General features: G+C 66.2%; 17 protein-coding genes and 1 riboswitch. Of the genes, 7 read left to right on the top strand and 10 right to left on the bottom strand.

Annotated features, from left to right (window positions below):
• Nucleotides 1–2 precede the first annotated feature (2 nt).
• Nucleotides 3–776: an SDR family oxidoreductase gene (locus tag ACTXG9_RS03080; RefSeq protein ID WP_111099202.1), complete on the top strand. Its 774-nt coding sequence runs from the start codon at nt 3–5 to the stop codon at nt 774–776.
• Between the two features lie 107 nt (nt 777–883).
• Here the strand turns inward: ACTXG9_RS03080 and leuB are convergent, their stop codons facing one another.
• The 9 genes from leuB to ilvC form a co-directional block, all read right to left on the bottom strand.
• The gene (leuB, locus tag ACTXG9_RS03075; RefSeq protein WP_021202145.1) at nt 884–1,945 is read right to left on the bottom strand and encodes a 3-isopropylmalate dehydrogenase; all 1,062 of its coding nucleotides are present in this window, start codon (nt 1,943–1,945) and stop codon (nt 884–886) included.
• The gene (gene leuD, locus ACTXG9_RS03070; protein WP_021202144.1) at nt 1,935–2,513 is read right to left on the bottom strand and encodes a 3-isopropylmalate dehydratase small subunit; all 579 of its coding nucleotides are present in this window, start codon (nt 2,511–2,513) and stop codon (nt 1,935–1,937) included. Before leuD ends, leuB begins: the two co-directional genes overlap by 11 nt.
• Entirely contained in the window at nt 2,513–3,931 is a 1,419-nt protein-coding gene (gene leuC, locus ACTXG9_RS03065; RefSeq protein ID WP_021202143.1) for a 3-isopropylmalate dehydratase large subunit, read from the bottom strand. The genes leuD and leuC overlap by 1 nt, the downstream gene beginning before the upstream one ends.
• Before the next feature lie 60 nt (nt 3,932–3,991).
• Nucleotides 3,992–4,771, bottom strand: a complete 780-nt coding sequence (locus ACTXG9_RS03060) for a class I SAM-dependent methyltransferase (RefSeq protein ID WP_180832760.1) — start codon at nt 4,769–4,771, stop codon at nt 3,992–3,994.
• A gap of 10 nt (nt 4,772–4,781) precedes the next feature.
• The gene (locus ACTXG9_RS03055) at nt 4,782–6,368 is read right to left on the bottom strand and encodes a 2-isopropylmalate synthase (protein ID WP_180832761.1); all 1,587 of its coding nucleotides are present in this window, start codon (nt 6,366–6,368) and stop codon (nt 4,782–4,784) included.
• A complete protein-coding gene (locus tag ACTXG9_RS03050) occupies nt 6,365–7,456 on the bottom strand; it encodes a threonine dehydratase (protein WP_111099069.1) in 1,092 nt (363 codons plus the stop codon). Before ACTXG9_RS03050 ends, ACTXG9_RS03055 begins: the two co-directional genes overlap by 4 nt.
• Before the next feature lie 96 nt (nt 7,457–7,552).
• On the bottom strand, nt 7,553–7,804 hold the full coding sequence (locus ACTXG9_RS03045) for an ACT domain-containing protein (RefSeq protein ID WP_005410947.1): 252 nt from the start codon (nt 7,802–7,804) through the stop codon (nt 7,553–7,555).
• A complete protein-coding gene (ilvG, locus tag ACTXG9_RS03040; protein ID WP_058983527.1) occupies nt 7,788–9,524 on the bottom strand; it encodes an acetolactate synthase 2 catalytic subunit in 1,737 nt (578 codons plus the stop codon). The genes ACTXG9_RS03045 and ilvG overlap by 17 nt, the downstream gene beginning before the upstream one ends.
• 39 nt (nt 9,525–9,563) lie before the next feature.
• The gene (ilvC, locus tag ACTXG9_RS03035) at nt 9,564–10,538 is read right to left on the bottom strand and encodes a ketol-acid reductoisomerase (protein ID WP_021202138.1); all 975 of its coding nucleotides are present in this window, start codon (nt 10,536–10,538) and stop codon (nt 9,564–9,566) included.
• Between the two features lie 659 nt (nt 10,539–11,197).
• On the opposite strand from ilvC, the gene ggt reads away from it, so the two are divergent.
• Nucleotides 11,198–12,916: a gamma-glutamyltransferase gene (gene ggt / locus ACTXG9_RS03030; RefSeq protein ID WP_111099071.1), complete on the top strand. Its 1,719-nt coding sequence runs from the start codon at nt 11,198–11,200 to the stop codon at nt 12,914–12,916.
• A 640-nt stretch (nt 12,917–13,556) separates the two neighbouring features.
• Here ggt and ACTXG9_RS03025 read toward each other — a convergent pair.
• Nucleotides 13,557–15,134 carry a BCCT family transporter gene (locus tag ACTXG9_RS03025; RefSeq protein WP_111098781.1) on the bottom strand — a complete coding sequence of 526 codons (1,578 nt, stop codon included), beginning with the start codon at nt 15,132–15,134 and terminating at the stop codon, nt 13,557–13,559.
• Nucleotides 15,135–15,379: 245 nt separating this feature from the next.
• Nucleotides 15,380–15,480, top strand: a riboswitch (TPP riboswitch).
• A gap of 82 nt (nt 15,481–15,562) precedes the next feature.
• Between ACTXG9_RS03025 and thiC the strand changes: the two genes are divergently transcribed.
• From thiC to ACTXG9_RS03000, 5 genes are all read left to right on the top strand, one after another.
• Nucleotides 15,563–17,407, top strand: coding sequence for a phosphomethylpyrimidine synthase ThiC (gene thiC, locus ACTXG9_RS03020; protein ID WP_111101874.1), 1,845 nt, complete (start codon nt 15,563–15,565; stop codon nt 17,405–17,407).
• A gap of 93 nt (nt 17,408–17,500) precedes the next feature.
• Nucleotides 17,501–18,172 (top strand): ion channel, encoded by a 672-nt coding sequence (locus tag ACTXG9_RS03015; RefSeq protein ID WP_010483983.1) that lies wholly within the window; start codon nt 17,501–17,503, stop codon nt 18,170–18,172.
• Between the two features lie 260 nt (nt 18,173–18,432).
• Entirely contained in the window at nt 18,433–20,757 is a 2,325-nt protein-coding gene (locus ACTXG9_RS03010) for a winged helix-turn-helix domain-containing protein (RefSeq protein ID WP_111101875.1), read from the top strand.
• Nucleotides 20,758–20,871: 114 nt separating this feature from the next.
• Nucleotides 20,872–21,771, top strand: coding sequence for a helix-turn-helix transcriptional regulator (locus ACTXG9_RS03005; RefSeq protein WP_010483985.1), 900 nt, complete (start codon nt 20,872–20,874; stop codon nt 21,769–21,771).
• Nucleotides 21,772–21,820: 49 nt separating this feature from the next.
• Nucleotides 21,821–24,679 carry a TonB-dependent receptor gene (locus ACTXG9_RS03000; RefSeq protein ID WP_188250319.1) on the top strand — a complete coding sequence of 953 codons (2,859 nt, stop codon included), beginning with the start codon at nt 21,821–21,823 and terminating at the stop codon, nt 24,677–24,679.
• The last annotated feature ends 146 nt before the right edge of the window (nt 24,680–24,825 follow it).

The raw sequence follows: 24,825 nt of genomic DNA, 5'->3' as shown, positions 1-24,825 counted from the left end.
CCATGACCGAGCATTCCCTCAAGGGCAAGACCGTGCTGATCGCCGGCGGCGCCAAGAACCTGGGCGGCCTGATCGCCCGCGACTTCGCCGCACAGAGCGCCAAAGCCATCGTCATCCACTACAACAGTGCCGCTACCCAGGCGGATGCAGAAGCGACTGTAGCCGCAGTGCAGGCCGCCGGCAGCAAGGCGGTGGCCCTGCAGGGGGACCTGACCTCGGCGGCAACGATGGAGCGCTTGTTCGCCGATGCCGTGGCCGCAGTCGGCCGTCCCGACATCGCCATCAATACGGTCGGCAAGGTATTGAAGAAACCGCTGCTGGACATCAGCGAAGCGGAGTACGACGAGATGAGCGCGGTCAACGCCAAGGCGGCGTTCTTCTTCCTCAAGGAAGCCGGCCGCCACGTCAACGACGGTGGTCGCATCTGCACCCTGGTCACCTCATTGCTGGGTGCCTACACGCCGTTCTATTCCAGCTACGCCGGTACCAAGGCGCCAGTCGAGCACTTCACCCGCGCGGCGTCGAAGGAGTTCGGTGAGCGCGGCATCTCGGTGACTGCGATCGGGCCCGGCCCGATGGACACGCCGTTCTTCTACCCGGCTGAGAGTGCCGATGCGCAGGCGTACCACAAGACCGCGGCCGCGCTCTCGGCGTTCACCCGCACCGGGCTGACCGACATCGCCGATATCGTGCCGTGGATCCGCTTCCTGGTCACCGATGGCTGGTGGATGACGGGGCAGACCATCCTGGTCAATGGTGGGTACACCACCAAATAATGCAGCCACGCCTGGCGTGGCTGCCTGCTACCTGTAGAGTCGAGCCATGCTCGACTGCTGTTGCATGAGCCGAGCATGGCTCGGCTCTACAGGTGTTGCCCGATGGGTCAGCGCAGCTTGGCGAGCACGGCGTCGGTGGCAGCGGCGGTACTCACCGCCTGGCCCTTGGCGGCCAGATCGGCGGTGAACACGCCATCGTCCAGCACGGCGTGCACTGCAGCTTCCACCGCCGCAGCCTCGGCTTCCAGCCCCAGCGAATGGCGCAGCAGCATCGCGGCGCTGAAGATCGTCGCGTACGGATTGGCGATGCCCTTGCCGGCGATGTCCGGGGCCGAACCGTGGATCGGTTCGTAGATGCCGACCGCACCCGGCTCACCCAGCGAGGCCGACGGCAGTAGGCCGAGCGAGCCGGCCAGCATCGAGGCTTCGTCGGTGAGGATGTCGCCGAACATGTTCTCGGTGACGATCACGTCGTACTCGCGCGGCTTGGCCAGCAGGTGCATGGCCATCGAATCGACCAGCTGGTGCTCCAGCGCCACCTCCGGGAACTCCTCGCGGCCGATGCGAGCGGCCACGTCACGCCACAGGCGCGAGGTCTCCAGCACGTTGGCCTTGTCCACCGAGGTGACCTTGCCACGCCGCTGCTGGGCCAGGCGGAAGGCACTGCGCAGCACGCGTTCGATCTCGGCCACCGTGTAGCGGCACAGGTCGCTGGCGCTGTCGGCGTCGCGGGTCTTGTCGCCGAAGTAGATGCCACCGGTCAGCTCGCGCACCACCACGAAGTCCACGCCCTGCAGCAGCTCGGCCTTGATCGGCGAGGCATGCAGCGCGGCTTCGTGGGTGCGCACCGGGCGCAGGTTGGCGTACAGGCCCAGCGCCTTGCGGATCGCCAGCAGGCCCTGTTCGGGGCGCACCTTGGCATTCGGGTCGGACCACTTCGGGCCGCCGACCGCGCCCAGCAGCACGGCGTTGGCGGCCTGGCAGGCTTCCAGGGTCGACGCCGGCAGCGGTTCACCGTGGCGGTCGATGGCAACGCCACCGATGTCGTGCTCGCTGAAGGTGAAGGTGTGGTTGAAGCGCTCGGCGACGGCCTTCAGGACGGCCACTGCCGCGGCGGCCACTTCCGGGCCGATGCCATCACCGGGCAGGACAACAATTTCAGCGTGCATGCTCACTCTCGTAACGTTCGATTTCAGGGACACGGCCCAACAGATACCCCAACTGGTCCACGCCTTCCAGCAGGCAGGTCTGCGAGAAGCCATCCAGCGGGAAGGAATAGACGCGGCCATCGGGCGTGCGCAGTTCGCGCGCAGCCACGTCGATGGTCAGCGCATCGTCCGGGCGCTGCATCAGCGCCTGCACGTCGGCCTCGTCCAGCACGATCGGCAGCAGGCCGTTCTTCAGCGCGTTGCCGCGGAAGATATCGGCGATCTCGCTGCTGACGATGGCACGCAGGCCCAGGTCGGTCAGCGCCCACGGCGCATGTTCGCGCGAAGAACCGCAGCCGAAGTTGCGGCCCGCCAGCAGGATGCTGCGGCCGGCGTTGTGCGGCTGGTTGAAGGCGAAGTCGGCCACCGGCGAACCATCAGCCTGCCAGCGCCAGTCATTGAACGCGTTGCGGCCCAGGCCGGCACGCTCGGTGGTGGACAGGAACCGTGCCGGGATGATCTGGTCGGTGTCGATGTTGGTCTGGCGCAGCACCACGCTGGCCGAGGTCAGGGTACGGAAACCGGCCATCACGCCACCTCCTGTGCGAACAGTTCGCGGGTATCGGCCACGTGCCCGTTGACCGCGGCCCACGCCGCGCTCATCGGCGAAGCCAGCAGGGTGCGCGAACCGGGGCCTTGGCGGCCCTCGAAATTGCGGTTGCTGGTGCTCACGGCCAGCTGGCCGGGCGCGACCAGATCGCCGTTCATGGCGATGCACATCGAACAGCCCGGCTCGCGCCACTCGGCCCCGGCAGCGCGCACGATCTCGTGGATGCCCTCGGCCTCGGCCTCGCGCTTGACGATCTCCGAACCTGGCACCACCAGCATGCGCACCCGCTCAGCGACACGGCGGCCGCGCAGCACCTGCGCGACCTCGCGCATGTCACTCAGGCGGCCGTTGGTGCACGAACCGACGAACACCACGTCCACCGGCGTGCCGGCCAGTGCCTTGCCGGCCTGGAAGTGCATGTAGTCCAGGCCTTTCTGTGCGGCGGCATCGTTGGCGGCGGGAATCGGCGCATCCACCGCGATGGCGGTGCCCGGATGCGTGCCCCAGGTCAGGGTCGGGCGGATGTCGGTGGCGTCGATGCGTACTTCGCTGTCGAAGCGCGCGCCGTCATCACTGCGCAGCTGCTGCCAGCGCGCCACCGCAGCCTCGAAATCGGCGCCCTTTGGGCCGCGCGGGGTGTTGGCGACGAAGTCGAAGGTGACCTGGTCGGGCGCGACCATGCCGGCGCGTGCACCGGCCTCGATCGACATGTTGCACAGGGTCATGCGCTGTTCCATGTCCATCGCTTCGATGGTGCTGCCACGGAACTCGATGACGTGGCCGGTGCCGCCGTTGACGCCGATCACGCCGATGATGTGCAGCACCACGTCCTTGGCGCCGACGCCGGGCGCCAGCGGGCCATCGACGGTGATCGCAAAGGTCTTCGCCTTGCGCTGAAGCAGGCACTGCGTGGCCAGCACATGGCCGACTTCGCTGGTGCCGATGCCGAACGCCAGCGAACCGAAGGCCCCGTGGGTGGATGTGTGGCTGTCGCCGCAGACGATGGTCATGCCCGGCTGGGTGAAGCCCTGTTCCGGCGCGATCACGTGGACGATGCCGCGATTGTCCGAGGCCATGTCGAACAGCTCGATGCCGTGCTCGGCGCAGTTGCGTGCCAGCGTGGCGACCTGTGCCTCGGAGGCGGCGCTGGCATAGGGTAGCGTGCCGTCCGCGGCGGCCGGCAGGGTCGGCGTGGAGTGGTCCATCGTCGCCTTGGTGCGGTCCGGGCGGCGCGGCGACAGGCCGCGCTCGCGCAGCTCGGTGAACGCCTGCGGCGAGGTCACCTCGTGGATCAGGTGCAGGTCGATGTACAGCACGGCGGGCGCGCTGTCGGATTCGGGAACCACCACGTGGGCGTCCCACAGTTTGTCGTACAGGGTGCGGGGAGCGGAAGTCATGCGTATGCCTGGCAGAAGTACGAAATAGCGAACATCAGTAAAGAAAGCGGAACGGTCAAGTCAGCGACGGCGGGCGAGCACGCGCAGCCGCACATAGTCCGCCAGCGGCTGGCCGGCGGCGTTGCGCGGCAGCTCGGCCAGCAGCGCGCTCGCGGCCTCGCGCACCGTAGCGCGTGCCTCGGCTGGCAGGTCGTCCAGCAGCGGCGCGGCGAACACGCGCAGCCAGCCGGCCACGCCGGTCGGCAATGCCGTTGGGCGCGGCGTGCACTCGATCAGTTGCACCTGGAAGCCATGCTGGCGCAGGCGGTCGGCGTAGGTATCGGCCGTCGGGAAATACCACTGGAAGGTGCTGGCGCCATGGCCGTGGGCCACGCGCGCGGCCTGTACCGCCGCGATGATCGTGGCCACGTTGCCATGGCCACCGAATTCGGCGACAAAGCGGCCGCCGGGGCGCAGGGCGCGGCGCACGCCTTCCAGCACGCGGTCGGGAGTGCCCATCCAATGCAGTGCCGCGTTGCTGAACACTGCATCGAACTCGCTGTTGAACGACAGTGCGTGGCCGTCCATCACCTGGGCATCGACACCGCGCGCGCGGGCGGCGATCACCAGTTCCGGCGAGGCATCCACGCCGTGGATGCGCGCACCGCTCAGCGCCAGTTCGGTGCTGAGCACACCATCGCCACAGCCCAGGTCGAGGATGCGTTCACCCGCGCGCGGGTCGAGCAGGCGCGAGACCGCGCCGCCGAGCAGAGGCACGAAGCCGGCATCGATCGCATAGTCCTGGGCATTCCACTGCTGGCCAGCGGCGCTGGCCGGGGTGGGGGTGTCGAAGGCGCTCATGGCGGGTTCCTCAGGCGGTGGCGGGGGTGGGAACGTCGGTGCTGCTGTGGGCGGCGGCCTGGCGCTGGCGCAGCAGACGATTGGCAACATCCAGCCAGGCCAGCGCGGAGGCTTCGATGATGTCCTTGCTGGTGCCGGTGCCGTCGTACTCCACGCCCTCGTGGCGCACGCTCAGGTTGGCTTCGCCACGCGCATCGGCGCCGATGCCGACGCTGTGCACGTGGTAGCTGTCCAGCATCAGCTGCACGCCGGTGGCGGCCGACAGCGCGCCGAACAGCGCATCGACCGGGCCGTCGCCCTGTGCGGTTTCGGCCACGCGGTTGCCGTCCGGGTCGGACAGTTCGACCAGCGCGTTGGCGCGGCTGCCCACATCGCTGATGGTCATCGAGGCCAAGCGGTAGCCCTGTGCATTGGAGCCGCCCTGCATCAGCGTCTGCAGGTCGGCATCGGTGACCACGCGCTGCTGCTCGCACAGGCCCTTGAACTGCTCGAATACCAGCTTCAGTTCGTCTTCGTCCAGCCAGAAACCCAGCGCGCGCAGGCGCGCTTCGACGGCGGCGCGACCGCTGTGGCGGCCCAGCACCATCTGCGAATCCTCCCAGCCCACGTCTTCCGGACGCATGATTTCGTAGGTGCCGCGATGGCGCAGCATGCCGTGCTGGTGGATGCCCGATTCGTGGGCAAAGGCATTGGCACCGACGATGGCCTTGTTGCGCTGTACCGGCATGCCGACCAGGCGCTGCAGCAGCTGCGAGGTGCCGACGATGCGCGGGGTGTTGATCGAACTGTCCTGCTCGTAGAAGGCCTGGCGCACCTTCAGCACCATCGCGATCTCTTCCAGCGAGCAGTTGCCGGCGCGCTCGCCGATGCCGTTGATGGTGCACTCGACCTGGCGCGCGCCACCTTCGATGGCGGCCAGCGAGTTGGCCACGGCCAGGCCCAGGTCGTTGTGGCAGTGCGCGCTGAAGATCACATTGGCGGCGTTCGGAACGTCGGCGACGCCGGCGATGACCTGCTGGAACATCGCGCGGATTTCTTCCGGCGTGGTGAAGCCGACGGTGTCGGGCAGGTTGATGGTGGTGGCGCCGGCGGCAATGGCCACGCGCGAGACTTCGATCAGGTAGTCCAGCTCGGTGCGGGTGGCATCCTCGGCCGAGAATTCGACATCGTCGATGTACGAGCGTGCCAGCGATACATGCTTGCGTACCGATTCCAGTACCTGCTCGCGGGTCATCCGCAGCTTGTGTTCGCGGTGCAGCGGGCTGGTCGACAGGAACACGTGCAGGCGCGGGTTGGCCGCGGCTTCCAGTGCACTTGCCGAGGTCTCGATATCGGCCTGCAGGCAGCGCGACAGCACCGCCAGGCTCAGGCTCGGTCGGCGCAGTTCGCGGCCGATCAGTGCCATCGCCTCGCGGTCGGACTGCGAGCTGGCCGGGAAGCCGGTTTCGATGATGTCCACACCCAGTTCGTCCAGCGCACGCGCCATCACCAGCTTCTGCGGCGGGCTCATGCTGCAGCCGGGGGACTGCTCGCCGTCACGCAGGGTGGTGTCGAAGATGCGGATGCGCGGGGTGGTAATTCGTTCGATGGTGGTCACAGGGAAATCTCCTCGACAGCGGGCGTTGCGGCTTGCAGGTGGGAAGGGGAAGAGGTGGGGGAGGACGGCGCGCTGGCCCTGGCGGGCGAGCGGGGTGTTTCGCTGCGCCGTCGCCGCGGTTTGCGCGGCGGGCGCGGCCGGATGTCGGTAAGCAGGCCGGCCAGCACGCCGGCATCGATGTTGCCGCCGGAGACCACTGCGCACTTGCGGCGGCCCGCGACGCGGCGGCCGGCAGCCAGCGCCAGCGCGCCGGCGCCCTCGGCGATGATGTGTTCTTCCAGCGCCAGCCGCACCAGGGTTTCGCGCAGCTCGGCTTCGCGCACGATCACCACGTCGTCCAGCAGCGAGGTGCACAGGCGGCGGGTCAGGAAGCCGGGGATCTTCACTCGCACGCCATCGGCCAGCGAGGCGACGGGGGCGATCTCGCGGGCATCGCCACGGATCGCGCGCGCCATCGAATCAACGCCTTCTACCTGTGCACCAACCACGCGCACGCCCTGTGATTTCAGCGCCAGGGCTACGCCGGAGGCCAGTCCACCGCCGCCGATCGGCACGATCACCACGTCAGGGGCATGCGCGGCCAGTTCGATGCCGACCGTGCCCTGGCCGGCGATCACGTCGGCATCATCGAACGCGGACAGGAAGCGGTAGCCGTGGCGCCGCGCCAGTTCGACCGCGAAGGCGTAGGCCTCGTCGTAGCTGTTGCCGTGCTGGCGCACGGTGGCGCCCCAGTGGGCGACGCCGGCAATCTTGGTGGCGGGTGCACCATGGGGCATCACAGTGATGGCCGGCACATCCAGGCGATAGGCCGCCCACGCAACGCCCTGGGCGTGGTTGCCGGCCGAGGCGCAGATCACCGGCCGGGTATCGCCGCGCTCGCGGCCGGCCAGCAGCGCGTTCAACGCGCCGCGCACCTTGTAGGAACCGGTGCGCTGCAGGTTCTCCAGCTTCAGCCAGGTACCGAAGCGCTCGGCATGGTGCAGCGGAGTGGGCGGCAGGAAGCGGCGCAGGCGGGCCTGCGCCGCCAGTACGTCGGCAACGCTTACGTCGCCGGCATCGCTTTCCTGGCTGGCATCAGCGGCCGGCATGGGCCACCAGCGCGGTGCGGGCGACCGCCGCATGCGGGCACGGGCGGCGAAGAAGACGCCTCCGTACCGGCACCGTGGTCGCTACGGTACGGGTGTTCATGGCGATACTCCTTCCACGGCGGTGACCTGTACGGACACGCAGTCGTAGATCTTCTCGATCTGCCGGCACAGCGTTTCCGCCGGGCGCTGGCCATCCACGACCAGCTGCAGGTGCCAGCGGCCATCGTCGGCAGCTACCGGCGCGCCGCTGATCGCACGCGGCGCGAAGCCGCGACGTTCGGCCATGCCGATCACGCGCAGCAGCGCGCCTTCGGCCGGGTGCAGCACCAGGTCAAGCCGGTATTGCATTGGGGGTCTCCTGGCGGGCATGGGCGGGATTGCTTTCCAGCATCGTGCTGTTGGCGGTGTTCGGCGGCACCAGCGGCCACACGTTGGCGCGTGCATCGATGGCCACGTGCAGCAGGGCCGGGCCCGGCTCGGCCAGCAGCGCGGCCAGGCCGCCTTCCACGTCGTCGCGGTTGTCGATGCGGGTGGCGGCGATGCCGAACACCTGCGCCAATGCCACGAAGTCCGGGTTGTCGGACAGGTCGATCTCGCTGTAACGCTCGGCGAAAAACAGTTCCTGCCACTGCCGCACCATGCCCAGCGAACTGTTGTCCAGCAGCACGATCTTCACCGGCAGGCGGCAGCGGGCGATGGTCGCCAGCTCCTGCACGTTCATCATGAAGCTGCCATCGCCGGACACCAGCACCACGGTGCGGTCGGGGCAGGCAAACTGCGCACCCATCGCCGCCGGCAGGCCGAAGCCCATGGTGCCCAGCGCGCCGCTGGTCAGGTGGTTGCGCGGGTGGTTGAAGCGGCAGTGCTGGGCCACCCACATCTGGTGCTGGCCGACATCGCAGGCGATCACCGCATCGGCCGGGGCCAGCTCGCTCAGGCGCTTCAGCAACGCCGGTGCGTAGATGTGCTGGCCCGGTGCGTCGTAGCGTGCGGCGAAGCGATCGCGATGCTGCGCACAGCGCTTGCGCCACGCCTCCTGGTGGGCCTTGGGGGAGGGGAAGGCCGCACGCAGGGCGCGGATGGCGTGACCGACGTTGCCAGGCACGGCGACATCGGCGCTGCGCAGCTTGGAGATCTCGTAGGCGTCCGCATCGATGTGGACCACACGGGCGAACGGGGCGAACTCGGCCAGCTTGCCGGTGGCACGGTCGTCGAAACGCGCCCCCAGCACCAGCAGCAGGTCGCTTTCCTGCACCGCCATGTTGGCCGCGCGAGTGCCGTGCATGCCCAGCATGCCCAGCGACTGCGGATGGCTGGCCGGCAGGGCACCCAGGCCGCGCAGGGTCATCACGGTGGGGATGGCACTGGCCTCGACGAAGTCGCGCAGGTCCTGCACGGCATCGCCCAGCGCGATGCCGCCACCGGCGTAGACCACCGGCTTCTCGGCTGCGGCCAGCGCGGCGATGGCCTCGGCGATGGCGGCCTCGGCCGGCGCCGGCGGCGGTTCGACGCTGCTGGGCACATGCGCCGGCAGATGGCTGGCATCGGCCAACTGCACATCCTTGGGCAGGTCGATCAGCACCGGGCCGGGGCGACCCTCACGGGCAATGCGGAACGCATCGGCCACCACGCGCGGCAGGTCATCGACGCTGCGCACCAGCCAGCTGTGCTTGACGATCGGCATCGTCAGGCCGAACACATCCAGTTCCTGGAAGGCGTCGGTGCCCAGCAGCGGCGTGCCGACCTGGCCGGTGATGCAGACCATCGGTACCGAATCGAGCATCGCATCGGCAATGCCGGTGACCAGGTTCGAGGCGCCCGGGCCCGATGTGGCTACGCAGACGCCGACCTGGTTGCTGGCGCGGGCGAAGCCGTTGGCGGCCAGCGCCGCGCCCTGCTCATGGCGTACCAGGATGTGCTTCAGCGACGAATCCACCAGCGCGTCGTAGAACGGCATGATGGTGCCACCTGGATAGCCGAACAGCGTGCGGACGCCTTCGGCCTCCAGCGCCTGGGTCAGCCAGCGCGCGCCGTTGGGCGGCGCGCTGCGATGTGTCGAAGAGTTCATGGGGGAACCTTGCAAAGCGGGTGGGGGAGGGCCGCGCGTTTACGCGGCCTGTCCTTGCAACCAGACCATCTTGGCGCGCAGTTCCTTGCCCACCTTCTCGATCGGGTGCTCCAGGTCGGCCTGCTTGAACCTGTTGTAGTTCGGCAGGCCCGCTTCGTACTCGGCCACCCAGTTCTTGGTGAAGGTGCCGTCCTGGATGTCCTTCAGTACTTCCTTCATGCGTTCCTTGGTGCCGGCATCGATCACACGCGGGCCGCTGACGTAGTCGCCGTACTGCGCGGTCTCGGAGATGAACTCCAGCATGCGCGAGATGCCACCTTCGTAGAACAGGTCCACGATCAGCTTCAGTTCGTGCAGCACTTCGTAATAGGCGATTTCCGGCTGGTAACCGGCTTCCACCAGGGTCTCGAAGCCCGCCTGCACCAGCGCCGAAGCGCCACCGCACAGCACCGCCTGCTCGCCGAACAGATCAGTTTCGGTCTCTTCCTTGAAGGTGGTCTGGATCAGGTTGGCGCGGGCGCCACCCAGGCCGGCTGCATAGGCGAGTGCGTACTCGGCGGCCTTGCCGCTTTTGTCCTGGTAGACCGCCCAGATGCACGGCACGCCGCGGCCGATTTCATATTCACGACGGACCAGCGCGCCCGGGCCCTTCGGTGCGACCAGCACCACGTCGAGGTCGTCGCGCGGCTTGATCATGTCGAAGTGCACGTTCAGGCCGTGCGCGAACAACAGCACCGCACCCTGTTTCATGTTCGGCGCCAGCACATCGTCGTAGAGCTTCTTCTGCACCATGTCCGGCGTCAGCACGGCGACCAGGTCGGCATCCTTCACCGCATCGGCCGGTGCTTTCACGGTGAAGCCATCGGCCTGCGCCTTGACCTCGGTCGGGCCGCCCGGACGCAGGCCTACCACCACATCGAAGCCGGATTCGCGCAGGTTCAGTGCGTGGGCGCGGCCCTGGCTGCCGTAGCCGATGACGGCGATCTTGGTCTGGGGCAGGTCGTTGGTGCTCATGGGGGAGGTTCCTTGCGGTGGGAAGAAAAAAGAACGGCCGGTCGTCGAGGTGACGTACCGGCCGGTCAGGGGAAAGCGGTGGAGGAGGCGCTGCGCATCGCACAGGCACAGCCACCACGAGGCGTGGTGGTGGTCCGGGGCCGGGCTTTGCACTGAGCGTTGGTCATGGTGGTTGCGTCTGAAACCAGGTCCTGAAATGAAAAAACCCGCACCGGGGCGGGTGCGGGTTTTGATGAGTTCCGGTGTGTTTGTTGCTTACACGCTGGCTCGTCCCGCACCTGGTGGCTGGGTAATAAGTACGAGCACAAGAATCGAACGCAGCGAGGCGGCGCCGGTGTCGGCGGCTTCAATGTGGGTTCGCAGTGGCGTGTTGTGATGCAACATGTGATCGAGAGAAACACAGCCGTTTTGGCGGTGTCAACCCTCGCGACGGTTTTTTTATCGGTTTCCAGTGAATCCAGCGCAATCGCTTGCGGCACAAGGATGGTTGCTGCTGAAAGTGTTTCGGTGAACCCGAATTCACTCCTTTCTGGGCGGTTTTTGCGCGGAATCCGTTGGATTCTTCCACCCCAGGATCAACGTCCATGACGTCTGTCCGATACCGCGTGAAGGCCGCAGCGGCGAAGATCGGGGAACCACCCGTCCATCGGAACCCGACCGTGTCCCGACGCCTTGCCCGTTCCCTGCTCGCCGCCGCCGTGCTGGCTGCCGTGCCCGCGCTGTCCTTTGCCGCCGACCGCATTACCGGCCACACCTTCGCCTCCCGTTCGGAGGTGATCGCCCCCCATGCGATGGCCGCCACCTCGCAGCCGCTGGCCACCCAGATCGCGCTGGACGTGATGAAGGGCGGTGGCTCGGCGGTGGATGCCGCCATCGCGGCCAACGCAGCGCTGGGCCTGATGGAGCCCACCGGCAACGGCGTCGGCGGCGACCTGTTCGCCATCGTCTGGGACCCGAAGACGCAGAAGCTCTATGGCTACAACGGCTCGGGGCGCTCGCCGAAATCGCTCACCCTGGCCGAGTTCCAGCGCCGTGGCCTGAAGGACATTCCGGCCACCGGCCCGCTGCCGGTGTCGGTGCCCGGCGCGGTCGATGGTTGGTTCGCGCTGCACGAACGCTTCGGCCGCAAGCCAATGGCTGACAACCTGGCGCCGGCCATCCGCTACGCCCGCGAGGGCCACCCGGTGGCCGAAGTGATCGCCTACTACTGGGACCGCTCGGTACCCAAGCTGTCGCAGTACCCGGGCTTCAAGGAGCAGTTCACGATCAACGGCCACGCCCCGCGCAAGGGCGAGATGTGGAAGAACCCGAATCTGGCCAGCACGCTGCAGAAGATCGCCGATGGCGGACGCGACGCCTTCTACAAGGGTGACATCGCCCGCACCATCGGCGACTATTTCAAGGCCAACGGTGGCTACCTGAGCTATCAGGACATGGCCGAGCACCACGGTGAATGGGTCGAGCCGGTCAGCAGCAACTACCGTGGCTACGACGTCTGGGAGCTGCCACCCAACAGCCAGGGCATTGCCGCGCTTCAGATCCTCAACGTGCTGGAAGGCTACGATTTCTCGAAGATCCCGTTCGGCTCACCCGAGCACGTGCACCTGTTCGTCGAAGCGAAGAAGCTGGCCTTCGCCGACCGTGCACGCTTCTACGCCGACATGGCATTCCAGCCGGCGCCGGTGCAGAAGCTGATCTCCAAGGAGTACGCCGCGCAGCGCCGCGCGCTGATCTCGATGGACAAGGCGTTGAAGGAAGTGCAGCCGGGCACGCCGAAGCAGCTGGAGGAGGGCGACACGATCTACATGACCGTGGCCGACGCCGACGGCATGATGGTCTCGCTGATCCAGTCCAACTACCGCGGCATGGGCAGCGGCATGGCGCCGCCGGGGCTGGGCTTCATCCTGCAGGATCGTGGCGAGATGTTCGTGCTGCAGAAGAACCATCCCAACGGCTACGCGCCGGGCAAGCGCCCCTTCCAGACCATCATTCCGGCGTTCATCACCAAGGGCGGCAAGCCGTATGCCAGCTTCGGCGTGATGGGCGGCGCGATGCAGCCGCAGGGCCACGCGCAGATCGTGATGAACCTGGTGGACTTCGGCATGAATCTGCAGGAAGCCGGTGATGCGCCGCGCATCCAGCACGAAGGCTCGACTGAACCGACGGGTCAGGCCACGGCGATGACCGATGGTGGTGAAGTGAATCTGGAAACCGGCTTCCCGTACGAGACGGTGCGCGCGTTGATGCGCAAGGGGCATCGCATCGTGTTCGCCGATGGCCCGTATGGCGGGTACCAGGCGATCATGCGTGATCCCGAGACCGGTGTTTACTACGGTGCTTCGGAGAGCCGCAAGGATGGGCAGGCGGCGGGATATTGAGGTTTTCCGGCGACCGGGCTGAGCCCCCTCTGCGGTGGTAAGGGTTTCAGTGATGCTTGGTTTGGCCGGGCGGGTGGATTGTCTGGGGGCCGCTGCAAGTACGACCATGTAAACTCGGTCGCCGCTTGCTCGTGTGCACTGTCCTGCGCACACGGCAAGACCGGGGTTGGGCATCCGGCCCAACCCGCCCGAGGCATGCCTCGGGCCCATGCGGCTCACGCCCCCAGCCAACCCACCCGCCCGGCCACGGACAGTTTCCTGCGGCCGCCACCGCAGGAAGAGAAAGAAGAAGATCAAGAGCAAAGGCAACAGCAACAGCAACAGCCGCGCGCTGTGGGTTGGGGTCGGACCCGTTTTCCGAAGGAAAACGGATCCGACCCCTTCTTGTTTTCCGATACACCTGATCCACGCATGGCGTGGATCTACTGCCGTCACCGGGAAATTGCCGGAGGCGGGGAGGGGGCCGATGGCGGGACCGTCCACGGCATGGATGCCGTGGCCGAGCCTACAGGGACGTACTTGCGGCGTGTCCCGCCATCAGCCCCCTCACCGCCAGACCAGCAGAAATCCAGAGCCGCTTTTGAAGTTGTTGTTGCCGTTGCTTGAAAAAAGCGGTGCAGCCGCAGGCTGCAAAACCCCCTCAATCCTGATCGTGCGCGCGCGCTGCCTCCGCCTGGGTTTCCTCCTGCGCCGCCATCTCGCGTGCAATCCACGCATCGATCATGTGCCGCTGGCGCTGCGCCTGCCGCCGCTCCCGGGTGTATTCCTGGTCCAGCACCCGGTACAGGGACACCATCACAAGAAGCATCAGCAGCGCGAACGGCAGCGCAGCGATGGTGATCATGCCCTGCAGCGCCTCCAGTCCCCCTGCCAACAGCAAGGAACCCGCCACGAGCGCAATGCCGACACCCCACGCCACTTTGTGCTTGCGCAATGGCTCGCCCGCGCCGTCCGTGGACATGCTGGCCAGCACAAGTACCGCAGAATCAGCCGAGGTCACGAAGAAGATCATCAGTAGCACCAGCGCAATGCACGACAGCAGCAACGGCAGCGGCATGCTGTCGAACATGGTGAACAGCACCGTTTCATAGCCGTTGCCCAGTGCCTGCAGCAGGTCGGCCTGGCCGAAGATCTGCATCCAGATCGCGGTGCCACCGAACACCGAGAACCAGAAGAAGCCCAGCAGCGTCGGTGCCAGCACCACGCCGATCACGAACTCGCGCACGCTGCGCCCGCGCGAGATGCGCGCGATGAACGAACCCACGAACGGTGCCCAGGAGATCCACCAGGCCCAGTAGAAGATCGTCCAGTCCGCGACCCAGGTGCTGGACGAGAACGGTGACATGCGCAGGCTCATCGTCACCAGCTGATTGAGATAGGAGCCCAACGTCGTCGTGAAGGTGTTGAAGATCGCGCCAGTCGGGCCGAGTACCAGCACCAGCGCGAGCAGCAGTGCAGCCAATGCAAGGTTGAAGTTGGACAGCCATTTCATGCCGCGGCCGACGCCGCTGAGCGTGGACGCCATGTACAGTACGAAAGCCACTGCGATGATGGTCAGCTGCAGCGGCACGCCCGCCTGCACGCCGAACACGCGTTCCACGCCGGCCGCGATCTGTACCGTGCCGAAGCCCAGTGCTGTAGCCACGCCAACCGCGGTGGCGACGACCGCGGAGATGTTGACCATATGCCCGATCCAGCCACGATGGTGACGGCCGATGATCGGTTGCAACATATCGCTGATCTGGCCACGGCCGTTGCGGTTGAACTGGAACCAGGCCATTGCCAGGCCGATCAGCGCATAGATGGCCCAGGGGTGCAGGCCCCAATGGAAGAACGCATAGCGCATGGCGGCGCGCGCGGCGTCCATGCTTTCGGGCGCCAGCCCCTCCGGTGGCTTGCTGAAGTGCGAAATGGGCTCGGCGGCGCCCCAGAACACCAGGCCGATGCCCATGCCGGCAGCGAACAGCATCGACATCCAGCTGGCCCGCGAGAACTCCGGTTCGGCGTCCTCTCCGCCGATGCGCAGGTTGCCGAACCGGCCAAAGGCCAGGTACATCAGGAATACCAGGGCCAGGAACACGACCAGCAGGTAGAGCCAGCCGATGCCGCGGATGAGTTCGCCGAGGATGCTCTGCACCACGGTATTGAAGGGACCGGGTGCAACACCGGCGAGCAGCACCAGCAGCAGAACCAGTGCAATGGAAACGCGAAACACCATGAAGGGGCTTCTCCGATCAAGGGATTGAGGGGAGCGAGCAGAGCTTGCTGCGAGGGGCCGGCGACATGCAGCACAGACCGGGCAGGGGCCGCGAAGGCGGCGGGGAAACACCGGCCGCAGCGGCACGATGCGCGTGCACGTTACTGAATGCGATGTCACGGTTCTGTTAATACAGAAACAGCGGATCCACGCCGTGCGTGGATGGAACAGCCATGGGCTACAGCACGTTCTGTGCTCTAATGCACACCAAGAAGCGGGGGTACCGGGCCATGTGGCCACGGTTGAGACAGTCCCTTGGAACCTGATCCGGCTCATACCGGCGTAGGGAAGCTTTGCAATGCAGCCGTGCCCGGACTCCGCCCAAGGACCGTCCGCGCGGGGTCGCAGTGCGCCGCCGCTTCGTCCCTGACCTTCCTGGACGATGCCCGATGAACGCACAGCTCTCCGCCCTGCAGCAACAGGCCCAGCAACTCTCCGAATCCGTGACCCGGCCCATTCCCGGATCGCGCAAGATACACGTGGCCGGCTCGCGCCCGGATCTGCTGGTGCCGATGCGCGAGATCGCGCTGACCCGCACGCCGACCCTGTTCGGCGGCGAAGAGAATGCGCCGGTCACGGTCTACGACACGTCCGGCCCCTACACTGATACGGGCGTACGCATCGATCTGTCCGCAGGCCTGCCGGCGCTGCGCCGCGGCTGGGTGGAGGAACGCGGCGATACCGAACAGCTCGAAGGACTGAGTTCTTCGTTCGGCCGCGACCGCGAGCATGACCCGAAACTCGATGCCGTGCGGTTCCCTGCGCGCAGCCTGCCACGCCGTGCGCGAGCCGGCGCGAACGTCACCCAGATGCACTATGCGCGGCGCGGCATCATCACGCCGGAAATGGAGTTCGTCGCCATCCGCGAGAACCAGCGGCTCGACGCGGTCCGCGATGCCGGCCTGCTGCAGCAGCACCCGGGCGAGTCGTTCGGTGCTTCAATCCAGAAGGTGATCACACCCGAATTCGTGCGCGACGAGATCGCACGCGGCCGCGCGGTGCTGCCCAACAACATCAACCATCCGGAGAGCGAGCCGATGATCATCGGCCGCAACTTCCTGACCAAGATCAACGCCAACATCGGCAACAGCGCGGTGTCCTCGGGCATTGCCGAGGAAGTGGAGAAACTGGTGTGGGCGATCCGCTGGGGCGGTGACACGGTGATGGACCTGTCCACCGGCAAGCACATCCATGAGACCCGCGAGTGGATCATCCGCAACTCGCCGGTGGCGATCGGTACCGTGCCGATCTACCAGGCGCTGGAGAAGGTCGACGGCCGTGCCGAAGCACTTACCTGGGAGATCTTCCGTGACACGCTGATCGAGCAGGCCGAGCAGGGCGTGGACTACTTCACCATCCACGCTGGCGTGCTGCTGCGCTACGTGCCACTCACCGCCAAGCGCGTGACCGGCATTGTCAGCCGTGGTGGCTCGATCATGGCCAAGTGGTGCCTGGCGCACCACAAGGAGAATTTCCTCTACACGCATTTCGAAGACATCTGCGAGATCATGAAGGCCTATGACGTGACCTTCTCGCTGGGTGACGGCCTGCGCCCGGGCTGCATCGCCGATGCCAACGACGCCGCGCAGTTCGGTGAGCTGGAAACGCTGGGTGAGCTGACGAAGATCGCCTGGAAGCATGATGTGCAGACCATGATCGAAGGCCCCGGCCATGTGCCGATGCAGCTGATCAAGGAGAACATGGACAAGCAGCTGCGCGAGTGCGGCGAGGCGCCGTTCTATACGCTGGGCCCGCTGACCACCGACATCGCGCCGGGCTATGACCACATCACCAGCGCGATCGGTGCGGCGATGATCGGCTGGTTTGGTACCGCCATGCTCTGCTACGTGACGCCGAAGGAACACCTCGGCCTGCCCAATCGCCAGGACGTGCGTGACGGCATCATGGCCTATCGCATCGCCGCGCATGCGGCCGACCTGGCCAAGGGCCATCCGGGCGCGCAGGTGCGCGACAACGCGCTGAGCAAGGCGCGCTTCGAGTTCCGCTGGGAAGACCAGTTCCATCTTGGCCTGGATCCGGAGAAGGCCAAGGAATTCCATGACGAGACGCTGCCGAAGGATGCGCACAAGCTGGCGCACTTCTGCTCGATGTGCGGTCCGCACTTCTGTTCGATGAAGATCACCCAGGACGTGCGCGACTACGCCGAGGCCGGCATGAAGGAGAAGTCGGCGGAGTTCCGCGCGGCCGGTGCCGAGGTCTACCGCCAGGGGTGATGCGGAAGCGGGGGTGCCGGCCAGCGACCGGCACTACCGCTCATCACACCGCTCCCGGCTATCCTCGGCCCACCACCCCGGGGAAAGGACGCCATGCCCGTTGCCATCACCACCCGCTGGCTGGCCATTGCCCGCCGTCATCCTTCGGCCTGGCTGCTGGGGGCCCAGTTGATCGCCGTGCTGCTGTACCCCGCGCTGGATGACACCGCTGCGGGCCGCGCGGCGCTGGGCATGTTCGGCATGGCGGTACTGGGCCTGGCGCTGTGGGTGGTCCAGCGCAGCCCGCTGGGCACCTGGCTGGCGCTGCTGCTGGCCATTCCTTCGGTGGTGTTCTCGCTGGCCGGTGCATTGCTGGATCGCAGTGCGCTGCTGACCACCGCGCAGCTGCTGGAAAGCCTGCTGTACTTCTATACGGCCGGTGCACTCATCGCCTACATGCTCCAGGACCATAAAGTCACCCGCGATGAACTGTTCGCGGCAGGTGCGACATTCACGTTGCTGGCCTGGGCCTTCGCGTTTGCTTTCGCCGTGTGCCAGCAGTGGTATCCGGGCAGTTTCCAGGGCACCGGTGGTGGTGCACAGCGCACCTGGATGGAACTGCTTTATCTGAGCTTCAGTTTGCTCTCGGGTGTCGGCTTGAGCGACGTCGTGCCACTGCATCCGCAGGCGCGTGCATTGGTCATGCTGGAGCAGTTTTCAGGCGTGATGTACGTGGCTTTGGTGGTTTCACGACTGGTCGGATTGACCATGCTGCGGCGCATGTGAAAATGAACGCCAGATAAAAATTTCGCGCCCCGCAGGGCGCGAATGGTGCAGCAAATTATGTGAATGCGTCGGCGAGAGAGAGCCTGGATGTCGACCACGCGATAGGCGAGGTAACCCGCATAGGCTAGTATTCGCCCGCTTCATTGTTTTTGCGGTATGCGCCGATGCTTTGTGCGGAGTCTGGCTTTTTGCTGTTCCCAGGACGGGAGGGTATCGAAGGCAAACGCTGCCCCGGACCTGTCTCTACTGTGTAGCGGAAAATGAACAGCAGTGAAAACCAGCCCCCCGGATTCGATCGGATCCGGATCGGAGAGTGCACTGTCACTCTGTCCTCGCGAGAAGTCGAGGTCGTCGGTGCGCGTCGCCCGCGTCGGCTGACGCCGAAGGCGCTGGGCGTGCTGCGTGTACTGCTGCGCCAGCCCGGGCGGGTTGTCACCCGAGATGAACTGTTCGCGGAAGTCTGGCCGGACACGCTGCCGACCAATGATGTGCTTACCCAGGCCGTCACCCAGCTGCGCAAGGCGTTCAGCAACGACGACGACAACGGCCAGGCCTATATCGAGACCATCGCCAAGACCGGCTATCGCCTGCTGGTGCCGGTGCAGGTACTGGACGATGTCGAGCCGGCGCCGTCCGCAGGAGCCGATGACGGAATCGCGGACCTGCAACCGGTGATGGTCATCGCCGAGGAGAGGCCGGCACACGTGCAGGCATCGCGCCGCCGCTGGCGCCACGTCCGCCGGCGCGTGCTGCTGGTGCTGGGCGTGCTGATGCTGGCCACGGTGGTGGTGCTGGCCGCGCTGCTGCTGCGGCGGGCACCGGCCAGCAGTTCAGCGGTGGATGCGGCCGTGGAGAACGGCACGCGCGTGATCGGCAGCCCGCAGCGTCCCTATCGGTTGATCACCGCAACCAGCGGTTTTGAAACCTATCCCACGCTTTCACCCGATGGCTCGTTGGTGGCCTATGAAGGCGCCAACGAAGACGGGCAAGGGGGTGGGGCGATCAAGGTACAGACCTCCGGCAACGCGCCAGCGCGGCAGCTGCTGGCTCCGCCGGCCGGCTCGGTTGACCGCTTCCCGAGCTGGTCGCCGGATGGACGCGAGATCGCCTTCGCGCGGTTCAGCAACAACGGCGGCTGCCAGGTGCTGATCGCCAGCGCGACCGGTGGTGCCCTGCGCCAGGCCACGCGGTGCGATGGCACCGAGCTGCTCAGTTTCGACTGGACGCCGGACGGCCGTGGCCTGGTGTTCGGCAGCATGGTGGGGCGCTATGCCCATCGGGGCATCCGCAAGCTCGATCTGGCCAGTGGCCAATGGGAGGCGCTGGACTACGGTGTTGCCGAGGATGACTTCGACTATGCGCCGCGCTACTCGCCTGATGGCAAGTGGCTGGTGTTCGTGCGCAATCCGCAGCTGGGCGACCTGTGGCGCATGCCGGCAGCGGGTGGCACGCCCGAGCAGCTGACCAGCGAGGCCGCTGAACTGCGTGGCTGGGCCTGGTTGCGTGATGGCCGGACGATCGTGTTTGGACGCCGTGTCGACAGTGAAGTGCGCCTGTACTACCTGGACGTCGAGAGCCGCACGCTGCGCGATGCCGGGCTCGACGACGCACAGTGGCCGGCCACTGCACGCCGCGCGGGCATGCTGGCCTTCGTCCATCGGCGCGCGCAGTTCGGCATCTTCAAGGTGCCGATGGAGGGCGGCTCGCCGCCGCAGCGCTTGTTTGCGTCCAGTGGCCGGGATGGGCAGCCGATGGCGGCGCCGGATGGACGCCAACTGGTGTTCACGTCCGATCGTTCAGGCAGCTTCGCGCTGTGGTGGGCGGACATGGAGCGCCCCGATTCGCTGCGGCCGATCGAAGGCTTGCGGCCCGAGGCACGTCAGGCACCGGATTGGTCGGCCGACAGCCGGCGGTTGCTGGTGGTGGGGCGCGACGAGCACGGACGCACAGTGGTCTATGAGATCGCCCCACGTGACGAACGCGTCCAGCCGTTGCCTGTCCCGTCGGAGCAGCCGCTGCAGGCACTGTACGGGGCACGCCCGGACCAGCTGCTGGTGGTCGAGCGCGATGACCAGCAACAGACCCGGCTGAGCCTGTTTGATCGAAGCGTGCAGCCCTGGCACCGCCTGGCCAGCATCGACGGTGTTTCGCAGGCGCGGTTCGATCGCAGCAGCGGGCGTGTGCTGTTCACCCGCCTGGCCGCAGGAGGCCTGTGGTCGGTGGATGCGGCGTTGGCACCGGCAAGCGTGCAGCAGATCAGCGATGACCGGCCCAGCCGGTGGCGGTACCGTGCCTGGACTGTGGCCGGCAGCAACGCGATCGGCTACCTCGGTACGTCCACCCGTTGTGGCACGACACTGGTGCTGATCCAGGCCGGGCGCGAGGAACCGGAACGCTGCCTGGATGCGGAACGCCTCAGTGCCGGCAACGGGCTGAGTGCCAGCGCCGATGGGCACACGCTGTTCGTGGCAATGGCGGTCAGCGACGGTGCCGACATCGGCGTGATGCGCTTGCCCGAGCGCTCGCCGACGCTACTTCCGGCGTTCTCCAAGTTGTTGTTGTTCAACGGAAATGGGCCTTCGTAATTTCTTCGTGGCGACCTCGCCGCGAATTCGTGGCGATCTCGTCTGACTTTCCTGACGTGGTGCCGCCTGATTTGGCAAAACGGAGGCCTGTACTAGGCAAACCGTGGTGCCCCCATGCGTCAACTCTCGCTGGCCGATCGCGGCCAAACCGTCTCTCTGGACCGGTCGCTCGACGATGCTGCGCCGACCTGCCTGGGCGTGGCCCGGCTCGGCAGCCTGCAGACCGCAGGCAGCAGCTTCACTGTGTGGATGCAGGTGCGCGGCAGCTCCTGGGTGGAAGCCAAGGAAGGACGCTTCCGCTTGCGCCAGGGCGAGTGGATCGCCTTCGAGAAAGAGTCGCGGCCGCTGGTGCAGGCAGGCCGCAACGGCTTGTGCGTTGGCCTGAACCTGACTGTCGAAGCACTGCGCGTGCTGGCCGAGATGGCCGACTGCGGCCTGTACGCCGGGCGTGGCCGCATGAGCCGTGGCGATGCCCGCGTTGCGCTGCGCCTGTGGCGCGATGCGCTGGCCAGTGGCCAGCCGGCACAGGCACTGCGCCCGCTGCTGCTGCATCTGGCGGGCCTGCAGCGTGGGCTGGCCGACAACGTGCAGCGTTGCCCGGGTCGCTCGCGCAGCCGCAAGCGTCAGGTATTCGGCCGCATGCAGCGCGCCCGCCTGTACCTGGAAGGCAACAGCCACCGCGTGGTGCGCATCGGTGAACTGGCCGAGCTGACCAACTTCTCCAGCTGGTATCTCTCCAAGACCTTCCAGAGCCTGTACGAGGAAAGCCCGCAGTCGCTTTCAGCACGTTTGCGCCTGGAACGGGCGGCCGACCTGCTGCGTGACACCGACATGATGGTTGGCGAGGTCGCTGCGGCCAGTGGCTTCGACAACTGCTGCAGCTTCGCGCGTGCGTTCCGCGCCCGCTACGGCCAGTCCGCATCGCGCTTCAGGGAAAACGGCGGCTTGCTGCCGCCACAATCTGCAAAGTCTCCGGTTGGCTCGCGCAAATACAGCGCTGCAACGCAATCGTAACGTGCTGGGGTGTTTTAACACGCTGCTAACACGTACCTTGGAGAGATAGATGAACGTTCGTAATCCCGCAGTGCGGCTGGGCCTTCTGCCGGCTGGCATTGCGTTGGCGCTGACGCCCGCCTTTGCTTCTGCGCAGGAAGCAAAGGATGCGACCACCCTGGATCGCATCGAAATCACGGGCTCGCGCATCCGCGGCGCCTCGATGGAGACCCAGCAGCCGGTCCTCACGCTGAGCCGTGAGAACCTGGAAAAGCAGGGCTACACCACCGTCGCCGATGTCCTGCAGAACCTGACCTCGGCAGGTTCGCCGGCCATTTCCCGCGCGGACTCGCTGTCCTCCGGCGAAAACGTTGGCGGCTACTACGTCGACCTGCGCAACCTTGGCGCGCAGCGCACCCTGGTGCTGATGAACGGCAAGCGCCTGGGCGCGACCACTGCCGGCTACCAGGATCTGAGCCAGATTCCGATGGCCGCCGTCGAGCGCATCGAAGTGCTGAAGGATGGCGCCTCCGCCATCTACGGTTCGGACGCCATTGCTGGCGTGGTCAATGTGATCACCCGCAAGCGCTTCGATGGTGCTGAAGCCAGCGTCTACGTTGGCCAGTACGGCCGCGGCGACGGCGACACCAACACCTACTCGTTCACCCTCGGCTCTGAAGGCGAGCGTGGCGGCGTGACCCTGTCGGCCGAGTACTCCAAGCAGGATCCAGTGTGGGCGAAGGATCGTTGGTTCAGCCGCGACGGCGGCCTGGGCCCGAATTCGACCTCTGCCGACTGGAGCCCGCTGAGCCAGAACAGCACCTGGTGCGACCCGCGCGTGTGGGGTGACTGCAAGCCGCGCGCTGCAGGCCAGCCGCAGCCGGAGTGGAAGACCCTGAATCCGGGCGGTGACCCGAAGAATGCGGCCGACTACCACCTGCTGACTCCGGCCGAGTACTCCAACGCCAACCAGCAGATGATGGTGCAGACCGGCATCGAGCGTAAGTCCGTGTATGTCAACGGCAGCTACGATCTGGCTGACTCGATCACCTTCAATGCTGACGTGCTGTACAACCAGCGCACCACCGACCAGCAGATCGCGGGTTACCCGTACCAGTCGCTGTCGTTCGGTACCCCGCTGTCGAAGGACAGCGCGTTCAACCCGATCGGCCAGGACGTCGAGTTCCGTCGCCGCCTGTGGGAAGTGCCGCGTACCACCAAGAGCGACCTCAAGACCCTGCGCTTCGCGCCGAGCCTGAGTGGCTTCTTCGAATTTGCCGGCAAGACCTGGGACTGGGACGTTGGCGCGCTGTGGAACCGCAACGAGCTGACCAAGACCGGCTACGGCGACATGAGCCTGATCGCTTCCGAGCAGGCACTTGGCAAGTCGTTCATCAACGGCCAGGGCGTTGCTCAGTGCGGGACCGCCGCCAATCCGATCCCGCTGAGCCAGTGCCGCCCGTGGAACCCGCTGCTGCCTTACGGCGTCAACGGCCAGGGCTCGCTTGCCGACCGTGATCTGCAGAACTTCCTGTTCCCGACCTACACCGACACTGGTGTGACCAAGACCACCAGCTACACCGCCAACCTGTCCGGTTCGCTGTTCGAGCTGCCGGCCGGTGACCTGGGTGTGGCCATGGGCTACGAGCACCGCAAGGAAGAAGGCCGCTTCGTGCCGGACGCCTTCCGTCAGTCGGGCCAGTCGACCGGCCTGGCGTCGACCACCACCTCGGGCAACTACTCGCTGGATGAGTTCTACCTGGAACTGAACGTGCCGATCCTGTCGGACCTGCCGTTTGCCAAGGAACTGACCTTCAACGTCGCAAGCCGCTACTCTGACTACAGCAACTTCGGTGACACGATCAACTCGAAGTTCGGCCTGGTGTGGCGCCCGATCGACGAACTGCTGGTCCGCGGTACCTACGCAGAAGGCTTCCGCGCACCGACCGTTGACGATCTGTACGGCGGCACCAACTCGAGCTTCGAGCGTTATACCGATCCGTGCGGTTCGACCTCGCCGGGCAACGTCGCTGGCAATGCTGCCTGCGCCGCGGCTGGCGTGCCGGTCAACTACGTGCAGGTCGGCCAGGGCTTCGCGCCTTGCAGCACCTTCCCGTGCGCGACCCCGGACCAGTTCGTCAGCGGTTCGAATTCGGCTCTGAAGCCGGAAACCTCCAAGAGCAAGACGGTTGGCCTGGTCTGGAGCCCGCGCTGGGTGCAGGGCCTGGACATCTCGCTCGACTGGTACCGCTACGAGCTGAAGAACATGATCATCGCTGACAGCGTTGATCGCATCCTGCGTGACTGCTACGTGCTGGGCAACGCAGCTCGCTGCGAAGGCGTCACCCGTGCCGCTGATGGCCATATCGAGGCGCTGACCTACGGCCTGGCCAACCTCGGCTCGATGGAGACCGAAGGCTACGATCTGGGTGTCAAGTACCGCCTGCCGGAACTGTCGATCGGCAAGTTCAGCATCGACTGGCAGACCAGCTACCTGGCCAAGTACGACGAAGCCGGCCAGAACAAGAAGGGTGAGAACATCACCATCGGTCGCGTTGGTGAGCCGGGCCTGTTCCGCGTCCGTTCGAACCTGGGTGTCAACTGGGAGCTGGGTGACTTCGGCGTCAACTGGACTGCCCGCTACTACTCGGGCATGAAGGAAAGCTGCATCGACGACGCATGGTGCGACGCTCCGAACCACTACGCCAATGGTGAGCCGGATCCGCTGCGCCACACCGGCTCCAACACCTTCCACGACGTGCAGGTCAGCTGGAAGGCTCCGTGGGATGCCACCATCGCCCTGGGTGCGAACAACGTGTTCGATCACCGCGGTGCGCTGCAGTACTCGGCGCCGAACTCGAGCTTCGCCTACTACGGTGGCTTCGACGTCGGTCGCTTCCTGTACATGAAGTACACCCAGCGCTTCTGATAGTTCGAAGTGCGACAGCAGTACCGGGAGGGCGGACCGCAAGGTCCGCCCTCTTTCTTTGTAGGGGAATTCCGAAATATCTTGGAAGGTGAGGGAAGTCACGTTCCTGTCGTGTCGTAATCAACACAGTTGCTGGGTCCACTTGC

The organism is Stenotrophomonas maltophilia group sp. LNF247 (assembly GCF_054083135.1).
The sequence above is the reverse complement of the archived record's forward strand: the minus strand, read 5'-3'. Positions and strand labels throughout refer to the sequence as shown.

What these genes read in the sequence shown, in the direction of transcription:
- ACTXG9_RS03080 (WP_111099202.1), top strand. Translation starts at nt 3, where the DNA reads ATGACCGAGCATTCCCTCAAGGGCAAGACCGTGCTGATCGCCGGCGGC.
- leuB (WP_021202145.1), bottom strand. Translation starts at nt 1,945, where the DNA reads ATGCACGCTGAAATTGTTGTCCTGCCCGGTGATGGCATCGGCCCGGAA.
- leuD (WP_021202144.1), bottom strand. Translation starts at nt 2,513, where the DNA reads ATGGCCGGTTTCCGTACCCTGACCTCGGCCAGCGTGGTGCTGCGCCAG.
- leuC (WP_021202143.1), bottom strand. Translation starts at nt 3,931, where the DNA reads ATGACTTCCGCTCCCCGCACCCTGTACGACAAACTGTGGGACGCCCAC.
- ACTXG9_RS03060 (WP_180832760.1), bottom strand. Translation starts at nt 4,771, where the DNA reads ATGAGCGCCTTCGACACCCCCACCCCGGCCAGCGCCGCTGGCCAGCAG.
- ACTXG9_RS03050 (WP_111099069.1), bottom strand. Translation starts at nt 7,456, where the DNA reads ATGCCGGCCGCTGATGCCAGCCAGGAAAGCGATGCCGGCGACGTAAGC.
- ACTXG9_RS03045 (WP_005410947.1), bottom strand. Translation starts at nt 7,804, where the DNA reads ATGCAATACCGGCTTGACCTGGTGCTGCACCCGGCCGAAGGCGCGCTG.
- ilvG (WP_058983527.1), bottom strand. Translation starts at nt 9,524, where the DNA reads ATGAACTCTTCGACACATCGCAGCGCGCCGCCCAACGGCGCGCGCTGG.
- ilvC (WP_021202138.1), bottom strand. Translation starts at nt 10,538, where the DNA reads ATGAGCACCAACGACCTGCCCCAGACCAAGATCGCCGTCATCGGCTAC.
- ACTXG9_RS03025 (WP_111098781.1), bottom strand. Translation starts at nt 15,134, where the DNA reads ATGGTGTTTCGCGTTTCCATTGCACTGGTTCTGCTGCTGGTGCTGCTC.
- thiC (WP_111101874.1), top strand. Translation starts at nt 15,563, where the DNA reads ATGAACGCACAGCTCTCCGCCCTGCAGCAACAGGCCCAGCAACTCTCC.
- ACTXG9_RS03015 (WP_010483983.1), top strand. Translation starts at nt 17,501, where the DNA reads ATGCCCGTTGCCATCACCACCCGCTGGCTGGCCATTGCCCGCCGTCAT.
- ACTXG9_RS03010 (WP_111101875.1), top strand. Translation starts at nt 18,433, where the DNA reads ATGAACAGCAGTGAAAACCAGCCCCCCGGATTCGATCGGATCCGGATC.
- ACTXG9_RS03005 (WP_010483985.1), top strand. Translation starts at nt 20,872, where the DNA reads ATGCGTCAACTCTCGCTGGCCGATCGCGGCCAAACCGTCTCTCTGGAC.
- ACTXG9_RS03000 (WP_188250319.1), top strand. Translation starts at nt 21,821, where the DNA reads ATGAACGTTCGTAATCCCGCAGTGCGGCTGGGCCTTCTGCCGGCTGGC.